This window comes from Agreia sp. Leaf210 (assembly GCF_001421485.1).
GTDB lineage: Bacteria > Actinomycetota > Actinomycetes > Actinomycetales > Microbacteriaceae > Agreia.
Window position 1 is genome coordinate 708,774 of the sequence record NZ_LMKK01000001.1, and the last position, 18,629, is coordinate 727,402.

Genomic DNA, 18,629 nt, shown 5'->3' on the forward strand with positions numbered 1-18,629 from the left:
TTGCATTTTGCCCCTGACACCGAAGACATTCTCGGCTTCATCGTCACCCTCGCAAATACGGTCGCCGGCGCCTCACGGAGCGGCGCCGACGAGGTCGGCACGCCCGCTCAGCTCACCGAGCTTCTCGACGCGAACGGCTACACGGGCCGCTTCGACCGCGACGAGCGCGAACTCGCCGAGGTGCATCGAGTGCGCACGCAGCTCAGACACGTCTGGAGCCTCGACCGCGACGCGGCCGCGGTCGAGGTCAACGCCATGCTGAGGCAGACCCGGGCGCTCCCCCAGCTCGTTCGTCACGATGCACTCGACTGGCATCTGCACGCGTCTGAAGACGACGAGCCACTCGCCGAGCGCATTCTCAGCGAGGCGTCGCTGGCCTTCGTCGACGTGATCCGCAGCGATGAGATGACCCGCCTGCGCACGTGCGGAGCCCCCGATTGCGAGGGGATCTTCGCCGACCTCTCGCGCAACGGATCGAAGAGGTTCTGCAGCGTGCGCTGCGGCAACCGGGTGAACATGATCGCCTTCCGCGAGCGCGCCGCGGCCGACAGCGCATAGCCTGGGCGCATGGCACGAACGATCTCCACCAATACCTCCGTCGACCGCCAGGGCATGCTCGAGTTCGTACGCCCCCGACACCGGATGCTCGTCGCCACGACGCGCGCCGACGGCCGACCCCAGATGTCCCCGGTCTCGGGCGGCGTCGACGACGAGGGGCGCATTGTGATCTCGACGTATCCCGGTCGCGCGAAAACGCGCAATACCGAGCGGCGCTCGGAGGTCTCGGTGCTGGTGCTCTCCGACGACTGGAACGACGCGTGGATCCAGGTAGACGGCGATGCCGAAGTGCTGCACATGCCGGAGGCCGCAGACGCGCTCGTCGACTACTACCGGAGCATCTCGGGAGAGCACCCCGACTGGCCGGAGTACCGCGCCGCCATGGCGCTGCAGAACAAGTCGCTGCTGCGCATCACGCCCACCCGCTGGAGCCCTGTCTCGACCGGCGGGTTCCCCGCAGACGTCGCCGCCCGCCTCGACGGAGCTTGAGCAGTGGTCGAGACCCTGTGCGGCGAAAAATCTGGTGCCGACGTCGTTCTACGCGAGCCCAGAGGCGCCGAGCAGTGCGCCCACACCGTAGGTGGCTGCTAACGCAAGGGCTCCACCGGTCACCACCCTCACAGTTGCTCGTGTCCTCGAGCTGCCTCCGATGTGTGCCGAAATCGCACCCGTGATCGCCAAGGCCACGAGGACGGCGACGAACGTAACCGGGACCCTCCAATCTGCAGGCGGGAGCAGGATGGCGAGCATGGGCAGGATGGCGCCGATCGTGAACGCGACCGCCGAGGCCCCGGCGGCGTGCCATGGGCTGACGACGTCGCCCTCGTCGATGTTGAGCTCAGCCGAGAGGTGAGCAGCGAGGGCGTCGTGGTGCGTGAGCTCCTCGGCGACGCGGCGCGCGGTGGGCTCGCTGAGTCCCTTCGCGCGGTACAGCGAGGTGAGCTCTTCAAGCTCCTGAGCGGGCATGTCTCGAAGCTCATCGCGTTCCTTCTGGATCAGCGCATGCTCGCTGTCGCTCTGGCTGCTCACCGAGACGTACTCGCCCAAAGCCATTGAGATGGCGCCCCCGACCAGGCCGGCGACACCAGCCGTCAGGATGGGGCCAGAATCGGCCGTGGCCCCGGCGACACCGACGACGATGGCGGCGACAGACACGATCCCGTCGTTGGCGCCAAGCACCCCGGCGCGCAGCCAGTTCAAGCGTTGCGCGATTCCTGTCTGGTGCGGTTCGTTCAGATGAGCATACGAGTGGTTCGAGCGGCCGGTGTCCATCATCGCCATACCTTCGACTGTGTCAATCGACGCATCGAGCGGCGCATGTGCACCCGCTCGGCACCCTTGCCCGCCTCGGTGAGAACGAAGATGAGCACGGCGATCGCCGACGTGTAGGCCCACTCGCGGATACCGAGCGGCGCCGAATGAAACCACGGGTGCATGAACGGGGCATAGACGAATCCGAACTGCAGCAGAAGCAGGATGCCGCCCGAGACGTAGATCGCCCTGTTACCTCGCAGGGTGGCGAGCCGGAGGCTGGATGCGCGCAAGAAACGGCAGCTGAAGAGGAACGCGAGCTGCGCGAGGGTCAGCATGGTGACCGCGGTGGTCTGGGCTTCGGCGCTGCTCGACCCGATGGATTCTTCGTAGAAGAACACACCGATCGTCGCGGTCGTGATCAGGGCCGTGACCCAGACGATTCGTGCGAAGTAGCTGCGATCGAGAATCCCCCTACTGAACCGTGTAGGCGGTCTCTGCATGATGCCCGGTTCGGCCGGTTCGGTCGCGAGTGCCAAAGACAGAGTGACGGCCGTGATCAGGTTGACCCAGAGGATCTGTGTGGCCTGCAAGGGCAGCGTGAATCCGATGACTACGGCAAGCAGAAGAACGAGCGCCTGGGCAGAGGTGGTGGGAAGTAGAAACAGGATCGACTTCTGGAGGTTGTCGCGGATGCGACGCCCTTCTTCGACAGCTCGTCCGATCGTGGCGAAGTTGTCGTCGGCCAGCACGATGTCGGCGGCCTCTTTTGTGGTCTCGGTGCCCTTGATGCCCATGGCCACACCGATATCGGCGCGGCGAAGGGCGGGGGCGTCGTTGACGCCGTCGCCGGTCATGGCCACGACCTGGCCTCGCGATTGCAGGGCCGTGACGATTCGGAGCTTGTGCTCCGGGCTTGTCCGCGCGTACACGTCGACGTCGGGTGCGGCCTCGGCGAGCTCCTCGTCGGTCATCCGGTGCACGACATCGCCCGTGAGCACCCGGGAACCTTCTTGGGCGATTCGCATCTCCATCGCGATCGCCAGCGCGGTGCCGGGGTGGTCGCCGGTGATCATCTTCACGCGGATGCCGGCGGTATGCATGGTTTCGATTGCGGCGACGGCCTCGGCTCTCGGGGGGTCGAGGATGCCCGCCACTCCGAGAAAGACGAGTCCCGACTCGCAGTCGTCGGCGCTGAGTTGCTCGGAATCGGTGACGGTATCGGAGCGCGCTGCGGCCAGTACCCGGAGGCCTGTGGCGCTGAGGTCGTTTACGATTCGTTCCCACTCGGGCCTGTCGATCGGGCGCTTTACTCCGCCTGCCCCGAGCTCGTGGCTGCAGCGGTCGAGCACGACCCGCGGTGCTCCCTTGAGCAGAATTCGCGTGTCGCCACCGGCCTTGTGAGACGTGATCGCCATGAACTTGGCTTCGGCGGAGAAGGGAAGCACAGCATGACGCGAGTACGATGCGCCGTCGAAGCCGGCCTTTGCGGCCAGTGCCCGGAGCGCACCTTCGGTGGGGTCTCCGACGACCTGCCAGTCTTCGCCGGTGGAGGTGAGGTGCGCGTCGTTGCAGAGGGCGAACGCTTCGACGAGCGCATCGAGATCTGACCGATCCGTCGAGTCGTTGCCATCGGAATTGACGATCGCACCCTTCGGCGCGTATCCGGTTCCCTCGACGTCGTAGCGCGCAGCCGGGGTCACGGCCGTGCGAACGGTCATCTCGTTGCGGGTGAGTGTGCCGGTCTTGTCTGTACAGATCGTTGTCACCGAGCCCAGGGTCTCGACGGAACTGAGTGTGCGCACGATGGCCCTGCGGGAGGCCATCTGGCGCACTCCGAGAGCAAGGGTGATCGTGACCAGGGCGGGAAGACCCTCTGGGATAGCGGCGACGGCGAATCCGATCGTCGCCGGAACCAGTTGACCGAGGCTGCTTCCGTGCAGGAGCCACCCGACCAACAACATGACGGCGGCGACGACCAGAATCAGAACCGAGATGCGTTTGCTGAAGGAGTTCAGCTGACGGGTAATGGGTGTGGCGGTGTTTCGTGTGGCGTTGACGAGCGAGTGGATTCGCCCGATTTCTGTGTCGAGCCCTGTCGCGGTAACGACAGCGGTTCCGTCGCCCGCCGTCACGTGGGTACCGGAGAACAGCATGTCGTGCCGATCGCCGACTCCGCTGTCGGCATCGACGGAAGCGGCGTCTTTGTCCGCGGGAAGCGACTCGCCCGTGAGGGCTGATTCATCGATGCGGAGAAGATTCGCCTGAAGAATTCGAGCGTCGGCGGGTACCTTGTCGCCCGGTTCGACGCGCACGATGTCGCCGGCCACGAGGTCGGTGGCGTTGATGTTCGTCCATTCTTCCGCCCGTCTGGTCTTGGCGGTGAGCGACAGCATGGCTCGGATTCCGTCGAGCGCTTTCTGGGTGCGACCGTTTTGAATCAGGCCGACGATGGCGTTGATGACGGTCACGGCGAGAATCACGATCGCGTCGATCCAGTCGCCGATCAAGAAGGTGATGACCGCGGACGCGAGAAGAACGTAGATGAGGATGTCGTGGAACTGCCTCAGAAAGGTCAGGACGGGATTGGAGGGGCGCGCCTGAGGCAGCTCGTTGGGACCATCCACGACGAGACGACGGGCCGCCTCATCGACGGACAAACCTGTGCGGTCGGTGGAAAGCTCATCGAGCATCTCGTCGCCCGTGCGGGAATAGGGCGACGCGTGTGAGCTTGGTGAAAGTCGGGTCACGGGGTGGGGTTGGCCGAATCGCGTCGCGGAACAATCACGACAGGGCTGTGTGCGTGCGCGGCGCATTCCGCGCTGACGGAGCCCAGCACCAGGCCGGCAAAACCGCCGTGTCCACGCGACCCGACCACGGTCATCCGGGCGCCCGTCGACGCCGTGATCAGAGCCTCGGCCGGCTGTGCGAGCGATGCGACCAGGCTGACCTCGACGGTTGGGTGCGTACTGATCTGGTCGAGTGTTTCGGCGATGAGGTCTCGCTGCACGCGTCCAGTGACCTCTTCGAACGAAGAGACGTAGCCGAATTCTTCGCTGAACTGAGGGGGAATGCGGTCGAAGTTCCACGTACGGACGACTGTCACAGGAGATGACAGGATTTCGGCCGTGGTCAGTGCCCACTCGAGGGCGTCGTCGGCATTCTGCGATCCGTCGTGGCCGACGATGATTGGGGCATCGCCTTGATCATCGGCCACGGTATGGCTGTCGCGAATAATCATGACCGGGCAGTGGGCATGGGCCGCGCACTGGGCGCTGACGGATCCCAGAACGAGTCCCGCGAATCCACCGTGACCACGGCTGCCAACGATGAGCAGATCTGCCGATCTGCTTTCTTTGACGAGGTCGCGTGCAGCGGATCCCTCGATGACGCGCCGCTCGTACCAGCCCGGCAGGTCAGGCCCAAAAACGGTGTGCGACGCTTCCACAAGCTGCGACTCGGCGTACTCGCCGGGCGACCACGCGAGAACGAAGGGGGTGTATGCGATCGGTGTGGTCCACACGGAAACCGCCTTGAGCTGGGCGTCCTGCTTCTCGGCGAGATATTTTGCGTGCCGTAAGGCCACGATGGAAGCAGCGGAGCCGTCGACGCCGACGACGATCAAAGCCTGGTGTTGTGCTGGTGTAGTCATGAACTAACAGTGCGCTGATCGTCGGGGGCACGGTAGGGCACAAGGTCCTCACCTGTCAGAGCAGAGTAACCACGCCGTGGCGATCCCTTGCGTTCGGTGTGAAAAGGCACGCCGCCGCATGGGCAGTGTGTCGTGGATGACGACCGTGGCGCCGTTGAGGTTCAGGAGGACATCGTGAGCGATGGATCCCACTGTTCCGGGCAGGCTCACATTGCGATGGGAGCGACCGATGACGAGAAGGGATGCCGCGGCCGAAGCGTCGATCAGACCCTCGGCGGCTGGCCGGCGCACGCTTCTGGTGCGCACGAGAATCTGTGGCTGGGCCTTCATTGCGATGGTCTGGGCCTCCGCGAGGACCGCATCTGAGAACAGTGCCCCGAACCGCGCCCTCTCCTCTTGCCTGTCGTGAGCCAGCGCAGCAGGCTTCCGAGACATATCCCAGCAGTGCACGATCGTGAGTTCGTGACCGGTTCGAGCAGCCTCGGCGGCGGCGAAACAGATCGTCTCGTGCTCTGCTGCCGCATCGGAGACTCCCACGACGATTCCTCCTCGACGTCGCGTAGAGACGTTGGGAATGAACGCGACGGGGCTAGATGCCCGCGCCGCGAGTTGGATGAACTTGGATCCGAAGATTCGGCCCTGCACGAACCCGGTTTTATGAGTGCCGATCGCGAGCATGACCATGTGTTCCGACGCCGCGGCGAGTTGTTCGAGAGGATCGCCTTGGAGTAGCGATGAGGAGACCGACACCCCGTGCTCGATGAGGTGAGCAAAGTCGACTTCCGCCTGCAGGAACGCGTGTTCGGTCTCGGTGATCTCGGCGGACATGTGCGCCGGCGGCGCGGTCATCACGTCTTCGACGATGTGGGCGAGAACCACACTGGCACCAGTCAGCGCAGCTCTGTGCATGCTCCAACGGATGGCGGATCGGCTCGGTGACGACCCGTCGACGCCGACGACGATCGACTGCCCGGCGTGCATGTTCACATTGTGTGCGGTGGGACTCATGCCTGAATCGTGGCACTGGGATCGCGCTCCTGGCAGAGTCGAAGGTCCCAACCGTGAATGCACGCGGTCCCGGGGCGTACCCTGTGAAAGCCGGGCTCTGCACCGTACGGGCTTGGCGCGACATGATCCGAGGTGTTTCACCGATGACCGACGACGACTCGTTGACCTTTCCCGACAAGCAGCGCGGTGATATCGACATCGCCCTCGACGATCTCGTCGAAAAAGCACACGACGGTCTCACGACGGAGAGTCGCCTCCGCGCGCTTCTCAAGGCGAACCAGGCTGTCGTCGAGCAACTCGACCTCCCGGTGGTTCTCCGACGAATCGTCGAAGCGGCTGTCGAACTCGTCGGCGCCCAGTACGGCGCCCTTGGCGTCGTCGCACCCTTCGGGGGTCTCGATCAATTCATCCACGTCGGAATGGGCGAGGGAGACGTGGAGAAGATTGGGCATCTCCCTGAGGGTCGCGGACTTCTGGGAGCGCTCATCGATGATCCCGCGCCGATTCGTCTCAACAAGATCGCCGACGAGTCGCGGTCGTCGGGATTTCCTCACGGTCATCCCCCCATGGACAGCTTTCTGGGGGTGCCGGTACGGGTGCGCGACGAGGTCTACGGCAATCTCTACCTCACCAATCAGGCCACGGGCCACTTCAGTGGTGAAGACGAACGACTTGTCACGGCGTTGGCCGCAACAGCCGGTATCGCGATTGAGAACGCTCGTCTTTTCGCCGAGACGAAGCGACGCCAGGCCTGGTCTGCCGCGTCTGCAGAGATCACGGCGGCGCTGCTGTCCGGCGAACGGGAAGATTCGATGTCGCTCATCGTCAACCGTGTGCTGGGACTCTCGGGCGCCGACCTGGTGTGCGTACTTCTCCCAACGGACGTATCAGAGACGCTCGTCATTCAGACCGCGCTGGGACTCAGTGATGACGATCTCCAGGGTGCCCGTGTCGCGGTTGCGAGTTCGATTTCCGGGTCGGTGATCGAGGGCCGGCAACCGCGTCTGCTGGATGACAGCAACACTCCTCTTCCCGGTGGCGTGATTCTGGGCCCCGTTATGGCGGTGCCCCTGATCTCCGCAGGACAGGCAGAGGGAGTCCTGTTTCTTGCACGTGCCCAAGGGGGTGCACTGTTCTCGACTGCCGACCTCGAGATGGCTGCCGATTTCGCCGGCCAGGCCAGCGTCTCTATGCAGCTGGGTAAGGCGCGCGCCGACCGGCAGCGATTGTTACTGCTCGAGGATCGCGGACGAATCGCCCGTGATCTGCACGACCATGTGATCCAAGAGATCTTCGGGACGGGCCTTGAATTGCAGAGCATCGCCGGACGCATCGGAGACCGCCACCTGGAGGACCGGATTGTTCAGTCTGTTGGAAACCTCGATGCCACGATCTCGCAGATTCGAACCGTGATCTTCGCACTCTCGGCTCCCTCTACGAAGTCGCAGGACACAATCCGGCACTCCATCATCGATGTTGTGAACGAACTGGCTCCCAGCCTGCGAAGCACCCCCTACGTCAGTTTCTCCGGACCGGTCGACTTACTCGTCACCGGAAGCCTCGCGGGTGATGTGATCGCCGTTGCGCGTGAGGCCTTAACCAATACGGCGAAACATGCAGCTGCGGAACACACGTCCGTGTCATTGGCGGCTCTGGACGGCTACATCCTTCTCGAAGTCACCGACGACGGAACGGGAGCATCCGAAACCGGGAGGCGAAGCGGGCTGGCGAATCTTGAGAAGCGAGCGCAGCTTCGCGGAGGCACAGCCGAGTTCGTGTCCGACGATACGGGCACGACCGTACGGTGGCGTGTGCCCTACTCGGTGTCGAGAGACATCCCGAAAGCTCGCCTGTCATGATCCGCGTTTTTCTCGTAGATGACCACGAACTCGTCCGCCGAGGCATAGCCGGCCTCCTCGAACTCGAAGAAGACATCGCGGTAATCGGCGAAGCCGGCACTGTCAGCCAGGCGGAGTCACGCATCAGGGCGACACAACCAGACGTGGTTCTTCTCGACGTGAGGTTGCCCGATGGCAGCGGCATCGACGTGTGCCGGAACGTGCGATCGGAAAACCCTTCTCTTCAGTGCCTCATCTTGACGGCGTATGACGATGATGGAGCCATCGACGCGGCTGTCCTCGCCGGGGCGGCAGGCTATGTACTCAAAGATGTGCGCGGAAGTGGCCTCGTTGAGACCCTGCGGAAGGTCGCGGCGGGCCAACAGCTTCTCGACCCGGTCCTGACGCGAAAGGTGGTGGAGCGAATCATCGTGGCGCCGCCCGGTGACGCCCGACTCGACTCCTTGACCGCACGGGAGAGGCAAATCCTGACACTCATCGCGGATGGGATGACGAACAGAGAGATCGGGGTCGAACTCTCACTCGCTGAAAAGACCGTCAAGAATTATGTGTCTGGATTACTCAGCAAGCTGGGACTGCAGCGCCGCACCCAGGCCGCGATTCTTCATCTCGAATCTCACCCAACGGGTATCCGCACCACCGACGACAAGCTGTAGAAATCAATCAGGTCGCGTGCCGCCGTCGAGCGGGCCGAGTCTCGACTTCTGGATAAAACCCGGTCCACAAGCAGAGGACCAAAGACCCTGTCGGTCCACCGTGCGAGGTGCGAATCTGGCCTCATGACCACCTCACAGACTCCCCCCTCGAGCCAGGGCACCGCCGAAAGGGGGGACCAAGACGTCGACGGACGGGCGTCTCGGTTCGGAGTCGATGGCACCGGGGTCGCGACGGATGACTACAACAGATCGATCGAATTCGATGCCGGCTCACGCCCGCCTGTTCATCCCAGAACAACTCGAATCGTTGTCGGCCTCGACGGGTCTGCTGCCTCGCTCGGCGCGCTTAGCCGAGCAGTCAAGATAGCGACCGCCATGAACGCAACCGTCCAGGGCGTCATCGCCTGGAGCCTGCCGAGTGAGTGGAGCCTGCCGAGCATCTATGGCAACTACGGCCTGGCGAACTGGTCGCCCGAATCGGACTCCCAGCAGATGATGGCCGCAGCGGTATCGACCACGTTCGAAGGCAACACGCCGACGTGGTTCATACCGACGATCCGGCAAGGCAATCCAGCCGAGATCCTGATCGACGAAAGCAGAGGCGCAGAGATGCTCATCGTCGGCTGTCGCGGGCACGGCGGCTTCGCCGGGCTCCTGCTCGGCTCCGTCAGCATGGCCTGCGCCGCGCACGCACACTGCCCGGTGCTCATCATGCACGACGACGACGACCGTTGATGCCGTAACACCACGCGCTTCATCGAGAGCCGCTCCGATCCATTCACGTCAACAGAAACGAGATTCACCATGACCGCACAAACTGTCCAGCCCACCGTCCATCCCCGGCACGACGCTGCTCATCGAGACCTGACTAAGGCAAACGCGGTCAGCTCGACCACCGGCAGGCGCGTGCTCGCGACCCTGCGCCTGGCGACAGGATTCATCTTTCTCTGGGCCTTCATCGACAAACTCTTAGGACTGGGATTCTCCACACCCACCGAACGGGCATGGATCAATGGGGGCACACCGAGTCAGGGGTTTCTCAACAGTCCTGCCGTCGTGGGCCCGCTGAAACCGTTCTTCGCGGCGATCGCGAGCCCCACGACCGACGTGCTGTTCATGCTCGGAATGCTTGCCATCGGCGTCGCCGTCATGCTCGGAATAGGCCTGCGCATCAGCGCCGTCGCGGGCACGGTCATCATGCTCTTTATGTACCTCGCTGAGTGGCCGTTCGGGGCCGATGCCGAGTCCACCAATCCCCTGGTCGATTACCACATCATCTATGCCCTCGCTCTGATCACCGTCGCAGCGCTCTCGGCGGGAGACACGTGGGGCCTCGGACGAACATGGAAAAGCCTCCCGCTCGTGCAGAAGAACCGTTGGCTGGTCTGACATGGTCATGCTCGCCAAAGACTTCCAAGAATGGTCACCACAAGGGACCGTTACCGAGCTATCCGTCGACCACTGCTGGGAACGGCTGGCCGGTTCGAACATCGGACGACTCGGACTGATCATCGACAACAAGCCGGAGATCTTCCCCGTCAACTACATCGCTGACGGGCACACGATCGTGTTCAGAACGGCGCATGGAACCAAATACGAGAGCCTGACTACGGGAGCTCCCGTGGTTTTCGAAGTTGACGAGCGGCTGACGCACGGCGGCTGGAGCGTCGTCCTGAAAGGACCAGCAGTCGTCCTGGGCCCCGACATTCCAGAATCGTCGCCCAGTGATCATCACCCGCCGATGTGGGTGGCCGCAGCAGGATATATGTATGTCCGTCTCACCCCGCAGGAGATTCGTGGACGCGAGTTCGAAGGGCAAGTGCGAATCATCTATCCGAACAACTGAGGAATCGCGACACTCATCCGGATCTTCGGCGATCAGAGAATCCCGAGGTGGTCGAGCAGGATCCGGGTGCCGATGATGATCAGGATGAGCCCGCCGGCTATCTCCGCCGGGCGGCGGAACTTCACTCCCGCCCGGTGGCCGATCACGATTCCGGCGAAGGTGAGAACGAAGGTCGTCGCGGCGATGAGCACCGCCGTCTCGGTGATCGAGATCGCCAGGAAGGCGAACGACAAGCCCACCGCGAGCGCGTCGACACTCGTGGCCACCGAGAGCACCAGAAGCTCCCTGAGCTTCAGCCTGTCGTCGATCTCGGTGTCCTCCGGGTTCGAGAACGCCTCCCACAGCATCTTTCCGCCGATCAGTCCGAGGAGAACGAAGGCGACCCAGTGGTCGATCCCCGTGATGTACGACGCGAACTGCGTGCCGAGAAACCATCCGATGACGGGCATGACGCCCTGAAACAGCCCGAACGCGGCGGCGATGATGAGCGCGTTGCGCAGATTGAAGCGACGCATGTGCAGGCCCTTGCCGAGCGCGACAGCGAACGCGTCGGCCGAGACTCCGAGCGCGACGAAGAAGACAGACCAGAGGGCCATGCGATGGGAGACCTTTCACGACGAACAAGCAATACGCTGCTCGCCGTTGAGGCTTCAAGAATGCCAGGCCGCCTTCCCGCTCACGGCTCAGAATCCGCGATTCACGGCTTTTCGGGCTGCCTAACGGCCGGGGCTGGGGTGCGCGGCGCGTCGTCGTTCCAGGTCTTGACGATGGCCCATCCGACGGCGGCGATCGGAACGGCCAGCACGGCACCGGTGATGCCACCGAGGATCGTGCCGGCGGTGAGGGCGACCAGGATCACGAGGGGGTGCAGCTTCAGCGACTGCGCCATGACCACGGGCTGGAGGAAGTTGCCCTCGAGCTGATTGACGACCACGACGATGAGGACCACGATGAGGGCGACCACGGGTCCGTTCGCCACGAGAGCGACCAGGGCGGCGAGGATTCCCGCGGCGGTCGCACCAACGATCGGGATGAAGGCGGTGACGAACACGATCACCGCGAGCGGCAGCGCGAGGGGAACCCCGAGGATAGCGAGGCCGATGCCGATGCCGGCCGCATCGACAAAGGCGATGATGGCCGTTCCGCGAACATAGCCGCCGAGAACGCGCACCGCGGTGGCACCGATCCGCTCGCCACGGGCCTTGCGGTGGCCTCGGAAAGGCCGCAGGAAGAACGCCCAGATCGTCGGGCCGTCTTTGAGGAAGAAGAACAGGATGACGACGGCCAGCGCCGCGCCCGTGGCCAGTTCACCGACGACGGATGCGCCGGCGAGGGCACCCGATCCGGCCTGGCTGCTCGTCGCGAAATCGATGAGCGCCTGCTTGGCCGACTCGATCTGCGATTCATCGACGGGAATGGGGCCGTTCGTGATGAAGTTCTGCAGCTGATCGAGGCCGTCCTTGGCCGACGACGCCAATGTGTCCCACTGGCCGCGCACGGCGAAGACGATGAGCGTGACGAGGCCGCCGATCACCAGAATGCCCGCGAGCAGGGTGAGCCAGGTCGCGAGAATCGCCGACATGCCGCGCTTCTTGAGGAACCGCATGACGGGAGATGCCGCCGCCGCGATGATGAGTGCGATCAGCACGGGAATCACCACGAGCTTCAGCTGCACGAGTGCGAACACCACGATCACGGCCAATGCCAGAACGATGATGATCTGGCCACTGCGAATGGCCAGCGCTCCCATCTTGTCGGTGAGCAGGGAACGCAAAGACGGAGTAGCCGAGGGCTCACCAGAGGGAACGGTCATATACACACCCTAGGGAAAGATCGGATATTGCCATCCCCCTAGACTTGGCCGGTGTCGACCAGCCCAGATCTTCCGCGCCGGGCGTCGGCCGCCTCTGCCCGAGCCGGTGGCCGAGCGCTCGCTCTCGTCGGCATCGTGCTCGTCGCCGTCAATCTGCGCACCGCCGTAGCCGCGCTGTCGCCGATCTTCTCCCAGATCAGCGTCGACGTTCCCGTCGACAGCGTGGGCGTGGGGCTCTTGGGAACCCTCCCCCCCTCTCTGCTTCGCGGTCTTCGGGCTGCTCGCGCCCGCGCTCAAGAGGCACCTGCGCCTCGAGACGCTGCTCATCGCGGCGCTCGGCGCCATCCTGATCGGGCACCTCGCGCGTGGTCTCGCGCCGAACTACGCCGTCCTCGCCCTCGCGAGCGTGCTCACCTTCGCGGGAATGGGCGTCGCGAACGTCGTCCTTCCGCCCATCGTCAAGAAGTACTTCCCGACATCGATCGGCACGCTCACCTCGCTGTACGTCACGATCATGGCGCTGTTCAGCCTGATCCCACCGCTCGTCGCCGTGCCTATCGCCGATTCGCTCGGGTGGCGTCTCAGCGTCTCGATGTGGGCAGCGCTGGCCGCGGTGGCGATCATTCCCTGGCTCATGCTCTGGATGCGCGACCGCCGGGCGACTGCCGCGGCGACGCGGGCGGCCACGGCGGCGGCCGGGCCCGCGGCATCCGGATCGCCCTCGGACGCCGGCCTTCTGCCGGAGATCTCACCGGCGGTGGCCGGGCGTGTCTGGCGCTCACCGCTGGCCTGGTCGATGGGCCTGCTCTTCGGCACGACGAGCCTCAACGTCTACGCTGCCTTCGCCTGGCTTCCCGAGCTGCTCACCGACCTCGCCGGCGTCTCCCCCGCGCAGGCCGGCGTTCTGCTCTCGCTCTACGCCGGCATGGGCATTCCGTTCTCGCTCGCCGTGCCCGTTCTCGCGAGCCGGATGCGATCGGTCGCGCCGCTGATCGCGCTCGGCTTCGTCTGCTTCGCGGCCGGATATCTCGGGCTGCTCTTCGCTCCGGCCGCGCTCCCCTGGATCTGGGTGGCTCTCGTCGGCGCCGGGCCGCTGACGTTCCCTCTCGTGCTCGTTCTGGTGGGGCTCCGAAGCCGCACGCCGGAGGGGACCGTCGCGCTCAGCGGATTCACACAGGGCGTGGGCTACGCGCTCGGGGCACTGGGACCGCTGCTCGTCGGCGTTTTGCACGAGCTCTCTGGCGGCTGGACCGCACCCCTCGCCTTCCTGCTGCTCACCCTCGTCGTCATCGCCGTCGCGGGCCGAGTGGTCGCACGGCCCCGGATGCTCGAAGACGACTGGCACCGCACGACCCGCGACGAAGACCCTCAGCGGTGAGATGACGCAGACGGCGGCTTCTCACCCGGGCACACTCGCCAGATGCGCCACCTCACCATCACAGCTGAACGTGTTAGCTCGGTGAGATGACGCAGAGTGCGGCTCCAGCGGAGGGCGCTAACGGCGGCGGTCGTAGCTCACGAAGCGGTAGCGGATGCCCGTGCGTGACTCGAGCCAGTCCGTCGCCTCGGCAGGGCTCCAAACGGCGGGGTCGACGGCGGGCGCCCGGGTGTCTCCGGCCACCTCGAGGTCGACCTCGGTCACCTCGAGACGGGATGCTCGGGGCAGGGCCTGCGAGTAGATCTCACCGCCGCCGATGACCCAGACCGGGGCCGATGTGTTGTCGGAACCACCGGCATCCAGAATCTCGTCGAGCGAATGCGCGACATCGGCGCCGTCGGCGGTGAAGTCGCGATCGCGGGTCAGCACGACATTGCGCCGCCCGGGGAGGGGTCGGAACCGCTCAGGTAGGGACTCCCACGTGCGGCGGCCCATCACGACCGTGCCTCCCAGCGTCACCTCTTTGAAGTGCGCGAGGTCTTCTGGCAGGTGCCAGGGAATCGTGCCGCCGTCGCCGATGACTCCGCCGCGGGCCTCGGCCCAGATGAGCGCCACGCTCATACGGCGACGGGCGCCTTGATGGCCGGGTGGTGCACGTAGTCGACGATCTCGAAATCGTCGTAGCGGTAGTCGAAGATGCTGTCGGGTGTGCGCGTGATGCGCAGTTTCGGCAACGCGTACGGCTCGCGGGTGAGCTGCTCGGTGACCTGCTCGACGTGGTTGTCGTAGATGTGGCAGTCGCCGCCCGTCCAGACGAAGTCGCCGACCTCGAGGCCGGCCTGCTGGGCGACCATGTGGGTCAGCAGCGCGTAGCTCGCGATGTTGAACGGCACACCGAGGAACAGGTCGGCGCTGCGCTGGTACAGCTGGCAGGACAGCTTGCCGTCGGCGACGTAGAACTGGAAGAGGGCGTGGCAGGGGGCCAGCGCCATCTCGGGGATCTCGGCGACGTTCCATGCCGAGACGATGATGCGCCGCGAGTCGGGGTCGGACTTCAGCGTCTCGATGACCTGGGAGATCTGGTCGACGTGCCCGCCCGACGGAGTGGGCCATGAGCGCCACTGCACGCCGTAGACCGGGCCGAGCTCACCGTCGGCGTCGGCCCACTCGTCCCAGATCGTGACGCCGTTCTCGCGCAGCCAGCCCACGTTGCTCTCACCACGCAGGAACCAGAGCAGCTCGTAGGCGATCGACTTGAAGTGCACCCGCTTGGTGGTGATGAGCGGAAAGCCCTCGCTGAGATCGAAGCGGAGTTGCGCGCCGAAAACACTCGTCGTTCCCGTTCCCGTGCGGTCGGACTTCGCAGCCCCCGTCTCGAGCACATGGCGCAGCAGGTCTTCGTAGGGCGTCTGAAGTGTGGGCACCCTGCGAGCTTAATCCAACGGATGCCCTGACGGGACGAACTATCGTTGACCACGATGATCACTCGACGAGAAGCCGCCCTCCGCCTCGACATCTCGATGGAGATGGCACGCAGACACGGCATCGCCGCCAAGATCTCCGAGACCGAGCTCGCGGAGATGAACGACAATCCCCCGCCGTGGCTGGCACAGTCGCGGGCCAACCGCACGGGCAAGAAGGCCGTCTGGGTGCAGCTTCGCTGCGATGTCTGCGGCTTCGAGGAATCGGTTCGCCCGAAGAAATGGTGGCCGGAGTTCACCTACCTCACCTGCGATCACCACAGCATCGGCGACATTCCGTTGCCGGCCGAGGGCCTCAAGCGCAGTGAGATCGACGGCATCGGCACGCGCTTCATCGCGATCATCGATGCCTGACGCACCTCCGAACTTCCTCCGCATGACCCCCATTCGGGGCTGATCCCGGGCAGGATGGGCTGATCGAGAGAAGGGAAGCACCATGCCTGGAAGCACGACCCCCGACTTCATGCCGATCATCTTCTGGATCGTCGGCGGCATCATCGCCCTGGTCTTCGTCTTTGTGATCGTCAGTGTGATCGCAAATGCCTCGCGGGCTCGCCGGGCTGGGCACAACCCGCTCACGCTGCAGACCGACATCGCCACGAAGCTGCTCGACAGCGACGCCCTGAGTTCGCAGCCCAGCGTCGAGGCGCGGCTCGAGAAGATCGAGCAGTTGCGCGCGGCCGGCACCATCAGCGCCAACGAATACGACGCCGCTCGCGCCCGACTGTTGACCCAGCTGTAGCGCTTCCACCCGACGTCGCCGACCTGGAGCGAGACGAGCGCCGGTTTTGCCGATATCGGCGTCGATCCTTGTAGCGTGACGCCATGGGCGCGATGAACGAGTTGATCGATAGAAGCACGGTTCTGAGCTTGGCCGGGCTCCTTCGCGAGGCAGACGGCACCCGCACCTGGGACGCCGTCGAAGAGTCTGCCGAGCGCGTCGACGGCCTGCAGTTGCGAGCACGAAGCGATCTCGTGGCCGAGGCCATGCTGAGCGACGAGTCGAGCTATGACGAGCTCTCCACGGCAGTGCGACGGGCGCTGCGTCTGCCCGCGTTCACCGGCTGGATGATCTGGCCCGTGACGGAGGCGGTCACGACCGCGGCACTTCGCGGCTTCTCCAGCGACTCGCACCAGGCTCTCGTGCGCTTCGATGACGGACTCCGGCTGCTGGCCGAACTGACTCCGCGGCTCACCGCGGAGTTCGCCATCCGGCGCTTTCTGGCCGCGGATCTCGATCGCGCGTTGGCGAACATCCTGCCCTGGACGCGCAGCCCCGACGAGCACGTGCGACGCCTCGCGTCCGAAGGCACTCGTCCGTTTTTGCCGTGGGCGGTGCGCGTCGCCTCTCTCACCTCGTCACCCGAGAAGGCGGTGCCGATCCTCGATGCACTCCGGACGGATCCGAGTGAGTATGTGCGACGCTCGGTCGCCAATCATCTGAACGACCTCAGCCGACAGAGCCCGGCGCTGGTCGCGCAGACGGCTGGGCGCTGGCTCGCCGAACCCGACGCGAACACGGCATGGGTCGTTCGGCACGGTCTCCGGACTCTGATCAAGAAAGCCGACCCCGCCGCGTTGGCGCTGATGGGCTTCTCGGATGCCACGCTGCGGGTCTCGCCGATAGCGCTCGCCGACGAGACGGTGACTCTGCCGGGGTCACTCGACTTCTCGCTCACCGTCACCAACGAGGGCGATGCCGCCACGAGACTCGCGATCGACTACGTCGTCTCGTACGTGAAGAATTCCGGCGCGCTGGCGGAGAAGGTGTTCAAGCTCAGCGCGAAAGACCTGCAGCCGGGCGAGACCGTCGGCCTGCGCAAGAGGCACGCCATCCATCAGATGACCACCCGGGTCCATTACCCGGGCACCCACCTGATCGAACTGCAGATCAACGGGCGACGCTACTCGCGTCGCGCCTTCGAGGTCGAGATCCCGTCGCCAGTCTCCTCGGGCTGAGCGCTCGGACGAGGGCCCTCCACGCCGACGCCAGCGGTGGCAGAGACACGCGAACGCAGACGACGAGGCACGACCACCCATAGCAGCGTGACCACGAGCAGCACCCCGACCCCGGCAACGATGCCGCCTGCCCGGCCGAACACGAAATCGAAGATGAGCATCGCCGTTCCGGCCAGAGTGATGGCGACACCGGCCATGGTCACCTGGAGAAAGCGATCCGTGGCGCCGACGATCGTCGCCTTCGCGTGCTGTCGAAAGAGGATGCGGTGCAGGCTCACCGGCGCGAGCCCCATCACGGTCGTGAGAATGGTGACGACGACCAACGAGGCGTAGACGCCCTTCTGATAGTCGTCGAGGTCGCTGAACCTGCTCTGAAAGACGGCGGCGAGAAGAAATCCGGTGAGGATCTGCGTTCCGGTCTGGATGACGCGGAGCTCCTGGAGGATCTCGTCCCAGTTGCGGTCGAGCCTCTCGGTCACCGTCTCGCGGCGGCCGTCGTTCGGGTCGGCATCCAGATCATCCGGGCCGGTCTTCGTGTCCACGATCGCTCCTCACACTGTGTGTGCCGCCAGAGTACCGAAGAGCGCGGGTCGGGTCAGCGAAGAATCAACTCGAAACACAGCGATTGCGGCATGGACTCCGCGTACGGCGCGTAGACCGGAATCGGCGTGAAACCGAGCGTGGAATAGAGACCCACGGCCTCCGGCTGTCGGTCACCAGCCTGAAGGATGAGACGCTCCGCGCCCCCACGCCGAGCGATGTCGATGATCTCGCTCATCAACGCACGGCCAAGACCTCGTCCGCGTCGTGTGCCATCGACGATGACCCTCTTGACCTCCCACTCCGAGCCCGAATCCGTCTGCAGCATCCGCAGGCCGGCGTGGGCGACGGGCACACCGTCGTCGACGAGCAGCACCGTGTCGACGACGGTCGACTCGTCGACCGCGAGCGCACGATGAATCGCCTCTGAGAGCTCGGCGTCGGCCGGACTCGACAGGCCGTACCGCAACTCCATCTCCGCATCCATAACGTCACGGAGTGCGATCGCGCGCGGGTCTGACCATGCGACATGCTGGATGTCGAGTTCGATATTTTCGGGCATCAGACAATCCTCGCAAACAAATAGGAGTTTTGTCCTTGCGCGGCACCCCCGGCGGGATGCACGATG

Annotated in this window: 21 protein-coding genes; 11 read left to right on the forward strand and 10 right to left on the reverse strand. The window is 64.7% G+C overall.

The genetic code is table 11. From position 1 onward, the window contains the following. Together ASE64_RS03345 and ASE64_RS03350 are read left to right on the forward strand one after the other, a co-directional pair. On the forward strand, positions 1 to 558 hold the full coding sequence (locus ASE64_RS03345) for a CGNR zinc finger domain-containing protein (protein WP_082465860.1): 558 nt from the start codon (positions 1 to 3) through the stop codon (positions 556 to 558). A 9-nt stretch (positions 559 to 567) separates the two neighbouring features. After that, positions 568 to 1,047 carry a PPOX class F420-dependent oxidoreductase gene (locus tag ASE64_RS03350; protein WP_055775848.1) on the forward strand — a complete coding sequence of 160 codons (480 nt, stop codon included), beginning with the start codon at positions 568 to 570 and terminating at the stop codon, positions 1,045 to 1,047. 48 nt (positions 1,048 to 1,095) lie between these two features. Here ASE64_RS03350 and ASE64_RS03355 read toward each other — a convergent pair whose 3' ends face one another. From ASE64_RS03355 to ASE64_RS03370, 4 genes are read right to left on the reverse strand one after another with little or no spacing between them, the layout of a single operon-like run. After that, positions 1,096 to 1,830 (reverse strand): VIT1/CCC1 transporter family protein, encoded by a 735-nt coding sequence (locus tag ASE64_RS03355; protein ID WP_156351668.1) that lies wholly within the window; start codon positions 1,828 to 1,830, stop codon positions 1,096 to 1,098. Then, positions 1,830 to 4,625 carry an HAD-IC family P-type ATPase gene (locus ASE64_RS03360; RefSeq protein WP_082465861.1) on the reverse strand — a complete coding sequence of 932 codons (2,796 nt, stop codon included), beginning with the start codon at positions 4,623 to 4,625 and terminating at the stop codon, positions 1,830 to 1,832. Before ASE64_RS03360 ends, ASE64_RS03355 begins: the two co-directional genes overlap by 1 nt. Then, positions 4,556 to 5,461 carry a universal stress protein gene (locus tag ASE64_RS03365; protein ID WP_082465862.1) on the reverse strand — a complete coding sequence of 302 codons (906 nt, stop codon included), beginning with the start codon at positions 5,459 to 5,461 and terminating at the stop codon, positions 4,556 to 4,558. The genes ASE64_RS03360 and ASE64_RS03365 overlap by 70 nt, the downstream gene beginning before the upstream one ends. Before the next feature lie 48 nt (positions 5,462 to 5,509). Continuing rightward, positions 5,510 to 6,469 (reverse strand): universal stress protein, encoded by a 960-nt coding sequence (locus ASE64_RS03370; RefSeq protein ID WP_055775860.1) that lies wholly within the window; start codon positions 6,467 to 6,469, stop codon positions 5,510 to 5,512. 143 nt (positions 6,470 to 6,612) lie between these two features. Here ASE64_RS03370 and ASE64_RS03375 point away from each other — a divergent pair, with 143 nt between their 5' ends. The 5 genes from ASE64_RS03375 to ASE64_RS03395 all read left to right on the forward strand — a co-directional run bounded on the left by ASE64_RS03375 (position 6,613) and on the right by ASE64_RS03395 (position 10,830). Beyond that, complete coding sequence (locus tag ASE64_RS03375) at positions 6,613 to 8,328, forward strand: GAF domain-containing sensor histidine kinase (protein WP_055775864.1); 1,716 nt, start codon at positions 6,613 to 6,615, stop codon at positions 8,326 to 8,328. Further along, on the forward strand, positions 8,325 to 8,984 hold the full coding sequence (locus ASE64_RS03380; protein ID WP_055775867.1) for a response regulator: 660 nt from the start codon (positions 8,325 to 8,327) through the stop codon (positions 8,982 to 8,984). Before ASE64_RS03375 ends, ASE64_RS03380 begins: the two co-directional genes overlap by 4 nt. A gap of 123 nt (positions 8,985 to 9,107) precedes the next feature. Further along, the gene (locus tag ASE64_RS03385; RefSeq protein WP_055775870.1) at positions 9,108 to 9,719 is read left to right on the forward strand and encodes a universal stress protein; all 612 of its coding nucleotides are present in this window, start codon (positions 9,108 to 9,110) and stop codon (positions 9,717 to 9,719) included. Between the two features lie 69 nt (positions 9,720 to 9,788). Further along, the gene (locus ASE64_RS03390; RefSeq protein WP_055775873.1) at positions 9,789 to 10,373 is read left to right on the forward strand and encodes a DoxX family protein; all 585 of its coding nucleotides are present in this window, start codon (positions 9,789 to 9,791) and stop codon (positions 10,371 to 10,373) included. Between the two features lies 1 nt (position 10,374). Then, on the forward strand, positions 10,375 to 10,830 hold the full coding sequence (locus ASE64_RS03395; protein WP_055775877.1) for a pyridoxamine 5'-phosphate oxidase family protein: 456 nt from the start codon (positions 10,375 to 10,377) through the stop codon (positions 10,828 to 10,830). Positions 10,831 to 10,862: 32 nt separating this feature from the next. Here ASE64_RS03395 and ASE64_RS03400 read toward each other — a convergent pair whose 3' ends face one another. Together ASE64_RS03400 and ASE64_RS03405 are read right to left on the reverse strand one after the other, a co-directional pair. Beyond that, the gene (locus ASE64_RS03400; RefSeq protein WP_055775879.1) at positions 10,863 to 11,426 is read right to left on the reverse strand and encodes a manganese efflux pump MntP; all 564 of its coding nucleotides are present in this window, start codon (positions 11,424 to 11,426) and stop codon (positions 10,863 to 10,865) included. A gap of 101 nt (positions 11,427 to 11,527) precedes the next feature. After that, positions 11,528 to 12,643 (reverse strand): AI-2E family transporter, encoded by a 1,116-nt coding sequence (locus ASE64_RS03405; RefSeq protein WP_055775882.1) that lies wholly within the window; start codon positions 12,641 to 12,643, stop codon positions 11,528 to 11,530. Between the two features lie 319 nt (positions 12,644 to 12,962). On the opposite strand from ASE64_RS03405, the gene ASE64_RS03410 reads away from it, so the two are divergent. Beyond that, entirely contained in the window at positions 12,963 to 14,021 is a 1,059-nt protein-coding gene (locus tag ASE64_RS03410) for an MFS transporter (protein ID WP_326939019.1), read from the forward strand. A gap of 117 nt (positions 14,022 to 14,138) precedes the next feature. Here ASE64_RS03410 and ASE64_RS03415 read toward each other — a convergent pair whose 3' ends face one another. Next, entirely contained in the window at positions 14,139 to 14,642 is a 504-nt protein-coding gene (locus ASE64_RS03415) for a dihydrofolate reductase (protein ID WP_055775885.1), read from the reverse strand. After that, positions 14,639 to 15,445 carry a thymidylate synthase gene (locus ASE64_RS03420; protein WP_055775888.1) on the reverse strand — a complete coding sequence of 269 codons (807 nt, stop codon included), beginning with the start codon at positions 15,443 to 15,445 and terminating at the stop codon, positions 14,639 to 14,641. The genes ASE64_RS03415 and ASE64_RS03420 overlap by 4 nt, the downstream gene beginning before the upstream one ends. A gap of 54 nt (positions 15,446 to 15,499) precedes the next feature. Between ASE64_RS03420 and ASE64_RS03425 the strand changes: the two genes are divergently transcribed. The 3 genes from ASE64_RS03425 to ASE64_RS03435 all read left to right on the forward strand — a co-directional run bounded on the left by ASE64_RS03425 (position 15,500) and on the right by ASE64_RS03435 (position 17,461). Then, positions 15,500 to 15,856, forward strand: coding sequence for a hypothetical protein (locus ASE64_RS03425; RefSeq protein ID WP_055775891.1), 357 nt, complete (start codon positions 15,500 to 15,502; stop codon positions 15,854 to 15,856). 82 nt (positions 15,857 to 15,938) lie between these two features. Continuing rightward, complete coding sequence (locus tag ASE64_RS03430; protein ID WP_055775893.1) at positions 15,939 to 16,244, forward strand: SHOCT domain-containing protein; 306 nt, start codon at positions 15,939 to 15,941, stop codon at positions 16,242 to 16,244. A gap of 83 nt (positions 16,245 to 16,327) precedes the next feature. Next, positions 16,328 to 17,461 (forward strand): DNA alkylation repair protein, encoded by a 1,134-nt coding sequence (locus ASE64_RS03435; protein ID WP_055775896.1) that lies wholly within the window; start codon positions 16,328 to 16,330, stop codon positions 17,459 to 17,461. On the opposite strand, the gene ASE64_RS03440 is transcribed toward ASE64_RS03435, so the two are convergent. After that, positions 17,407 to 18,003 (reverse strand): DUF6328 family protein, encoded by a 597-nt coding sequence (locus tag ASE64_RS03440; RefSeq protein ID WP_200920091.1) that lies wholly within the window; start codon positions 18,001 to 18,003, stop codon positions 17,407 to 17,409. The genes ASE64_RS03435 and ASE64_RS03440 overlap by 55 nt on opposite strands. A gap of 53 nt (positions 18,004 to 18,056) precedes the next feature. Beyond that, entirely contained in the window at positions 18,057 to 18,563 is a 507-nt protein-coding gene (locus ASE64_RS03445) for a GNAT family N-acetyltransferase (RefSeq protein WP_055775899.1), read from the reverse strand. Positions 18,564 to 18,629 lie beyond the last annotated feature (66 nt).

What these genes read in the sequence shown, in the direction of transcription:
- ASE64_RS03350 (WP_055775848.1), top strand. Translation starts at nt 568, where the DNA reads ATGGCACGAACGATCTCCACCAATACCTCCGTCGACCGCCAGGGCATG.
- ASE64_RS03355 (WP_156351668.1), bottom strand. Translation starts at nt 1,830, where the DNA reads ATGGACACCGGCCGCTCGAACCACTCGTATGCTCATCTGAACGAACCG.
- ASE64_RS03360 (WP_082465861.1), bottom strand. Translation starts at nt 4,625, where the DNA reads ATGCGCCGCGCACGCACACAGCCCTGTCGTGATTGTTCCGCGACGCGA.
- ASE64_RS03365 (WP_082465862.1), bottom strand. Translation starts at nt 5,461, where the DNA reads ATGACTACACCAGCACAACACCAGGCTTTGATCGTCGTCGGCGTCGAC.
- ASE64_RS03370 (WP_055775860.1), bottom strand. Translation starts at nt 6,469, where the DNA reads ATGAGTCCCACCGCACACAATGTGAACATGCACGCCGGGCAGTCGATC.
- ASE64_RS03375 (WP_055775864.1), top strand. Translation starts at nt 6,613, where the DNA reads ATGACCGACGACGACTCGTTGACCTTTCCCGACAAGCAGCGCGGTGAT.
- ASE64_RS03380 (WP_055775867.1), top strand. Translation starts at nt 8,325, where the DNA reads ATGATCCGCGTTTTTCTCGTAGATGACCACGAACTCGTCCGCCGAGGC.
- ASE64_RS03385 (WP_055775870.1), top strand. Translation starts at nt 9,108, where the DNA reads ATGACCACCTCACAGACTCCCCCCTCGAGCCAGGGCACCGCCGAAAGG.
- ASE64_RS03390 (WP_055775873.1), top strand. Translation starts at nt 9,789, where the DNA reads ATGACCGCACAAACTGTCCAGCCCACCGTCCATCCCCGGCACGACGCT.
- ASE64_RS03395 (WP_055775877.1), top strand. Translation starts at nt 10,375, where the DNA reads ATGGTCATGCTCGCCAAAGACTTCCAAGAATGGTCACCACAAGGGACC.
- ASE64_RS03400 (WP_055775879.1), bottom strand. Translation starts at nt 11,426, where the DNA reads ATGGCCCTCTGGTCTGTCTTCTTCGTCGCGCTCGGAGTCTCGGCCGAC.
- ASE64_RS03405 (WP_055775882.1), bottom strand. Translation starts at nt 12,643, where the DNA reads ATGACCGTTCCCTCTGGTGAGCCCTCGGCTACTCCGTCTTTGCGTTCC.
- ASE64_RS03415 (WP_055775885.1), bottom strand. Translation starts at nt 14,642, where the DNA reads ATGAGCGTGGCGCTCATCTGGGCCGAGGCCCGCGGCGGAGTCATCGGC.
- ASE64_RS03425 (WP_055775891.1), top strand. Translation starts at nt 15,500, where the DNA reads ATGATCACTCGACGAGAAGCCGCCCTCCGCCTCGACATCTCGATGGAG.
- ASE64_RS03430 (WP_055775893.1), top strand. Translation starts at nt 15,939, where the DNA reads ATGCCTGGAAGCACGACCCCCGACTTCATGCCGATCATCTTCTGGATC.
- ASE64_RS03435 (WP_055775896.1), top strand. Translation starts at nt 16,328, where the DNA reads ATGGGCGCGATGAACGAGTTGATCGATAGAAGCACGGTTCTGAGCTTG.
- ASE64_RS03445 (WP_055775899.1), bottom strand. Translation starts at nt 18,563, where the DNA reads ATGCCCGAAAATATCGAACTCGACATCCAGCATGTCGCATGGTCAGAC.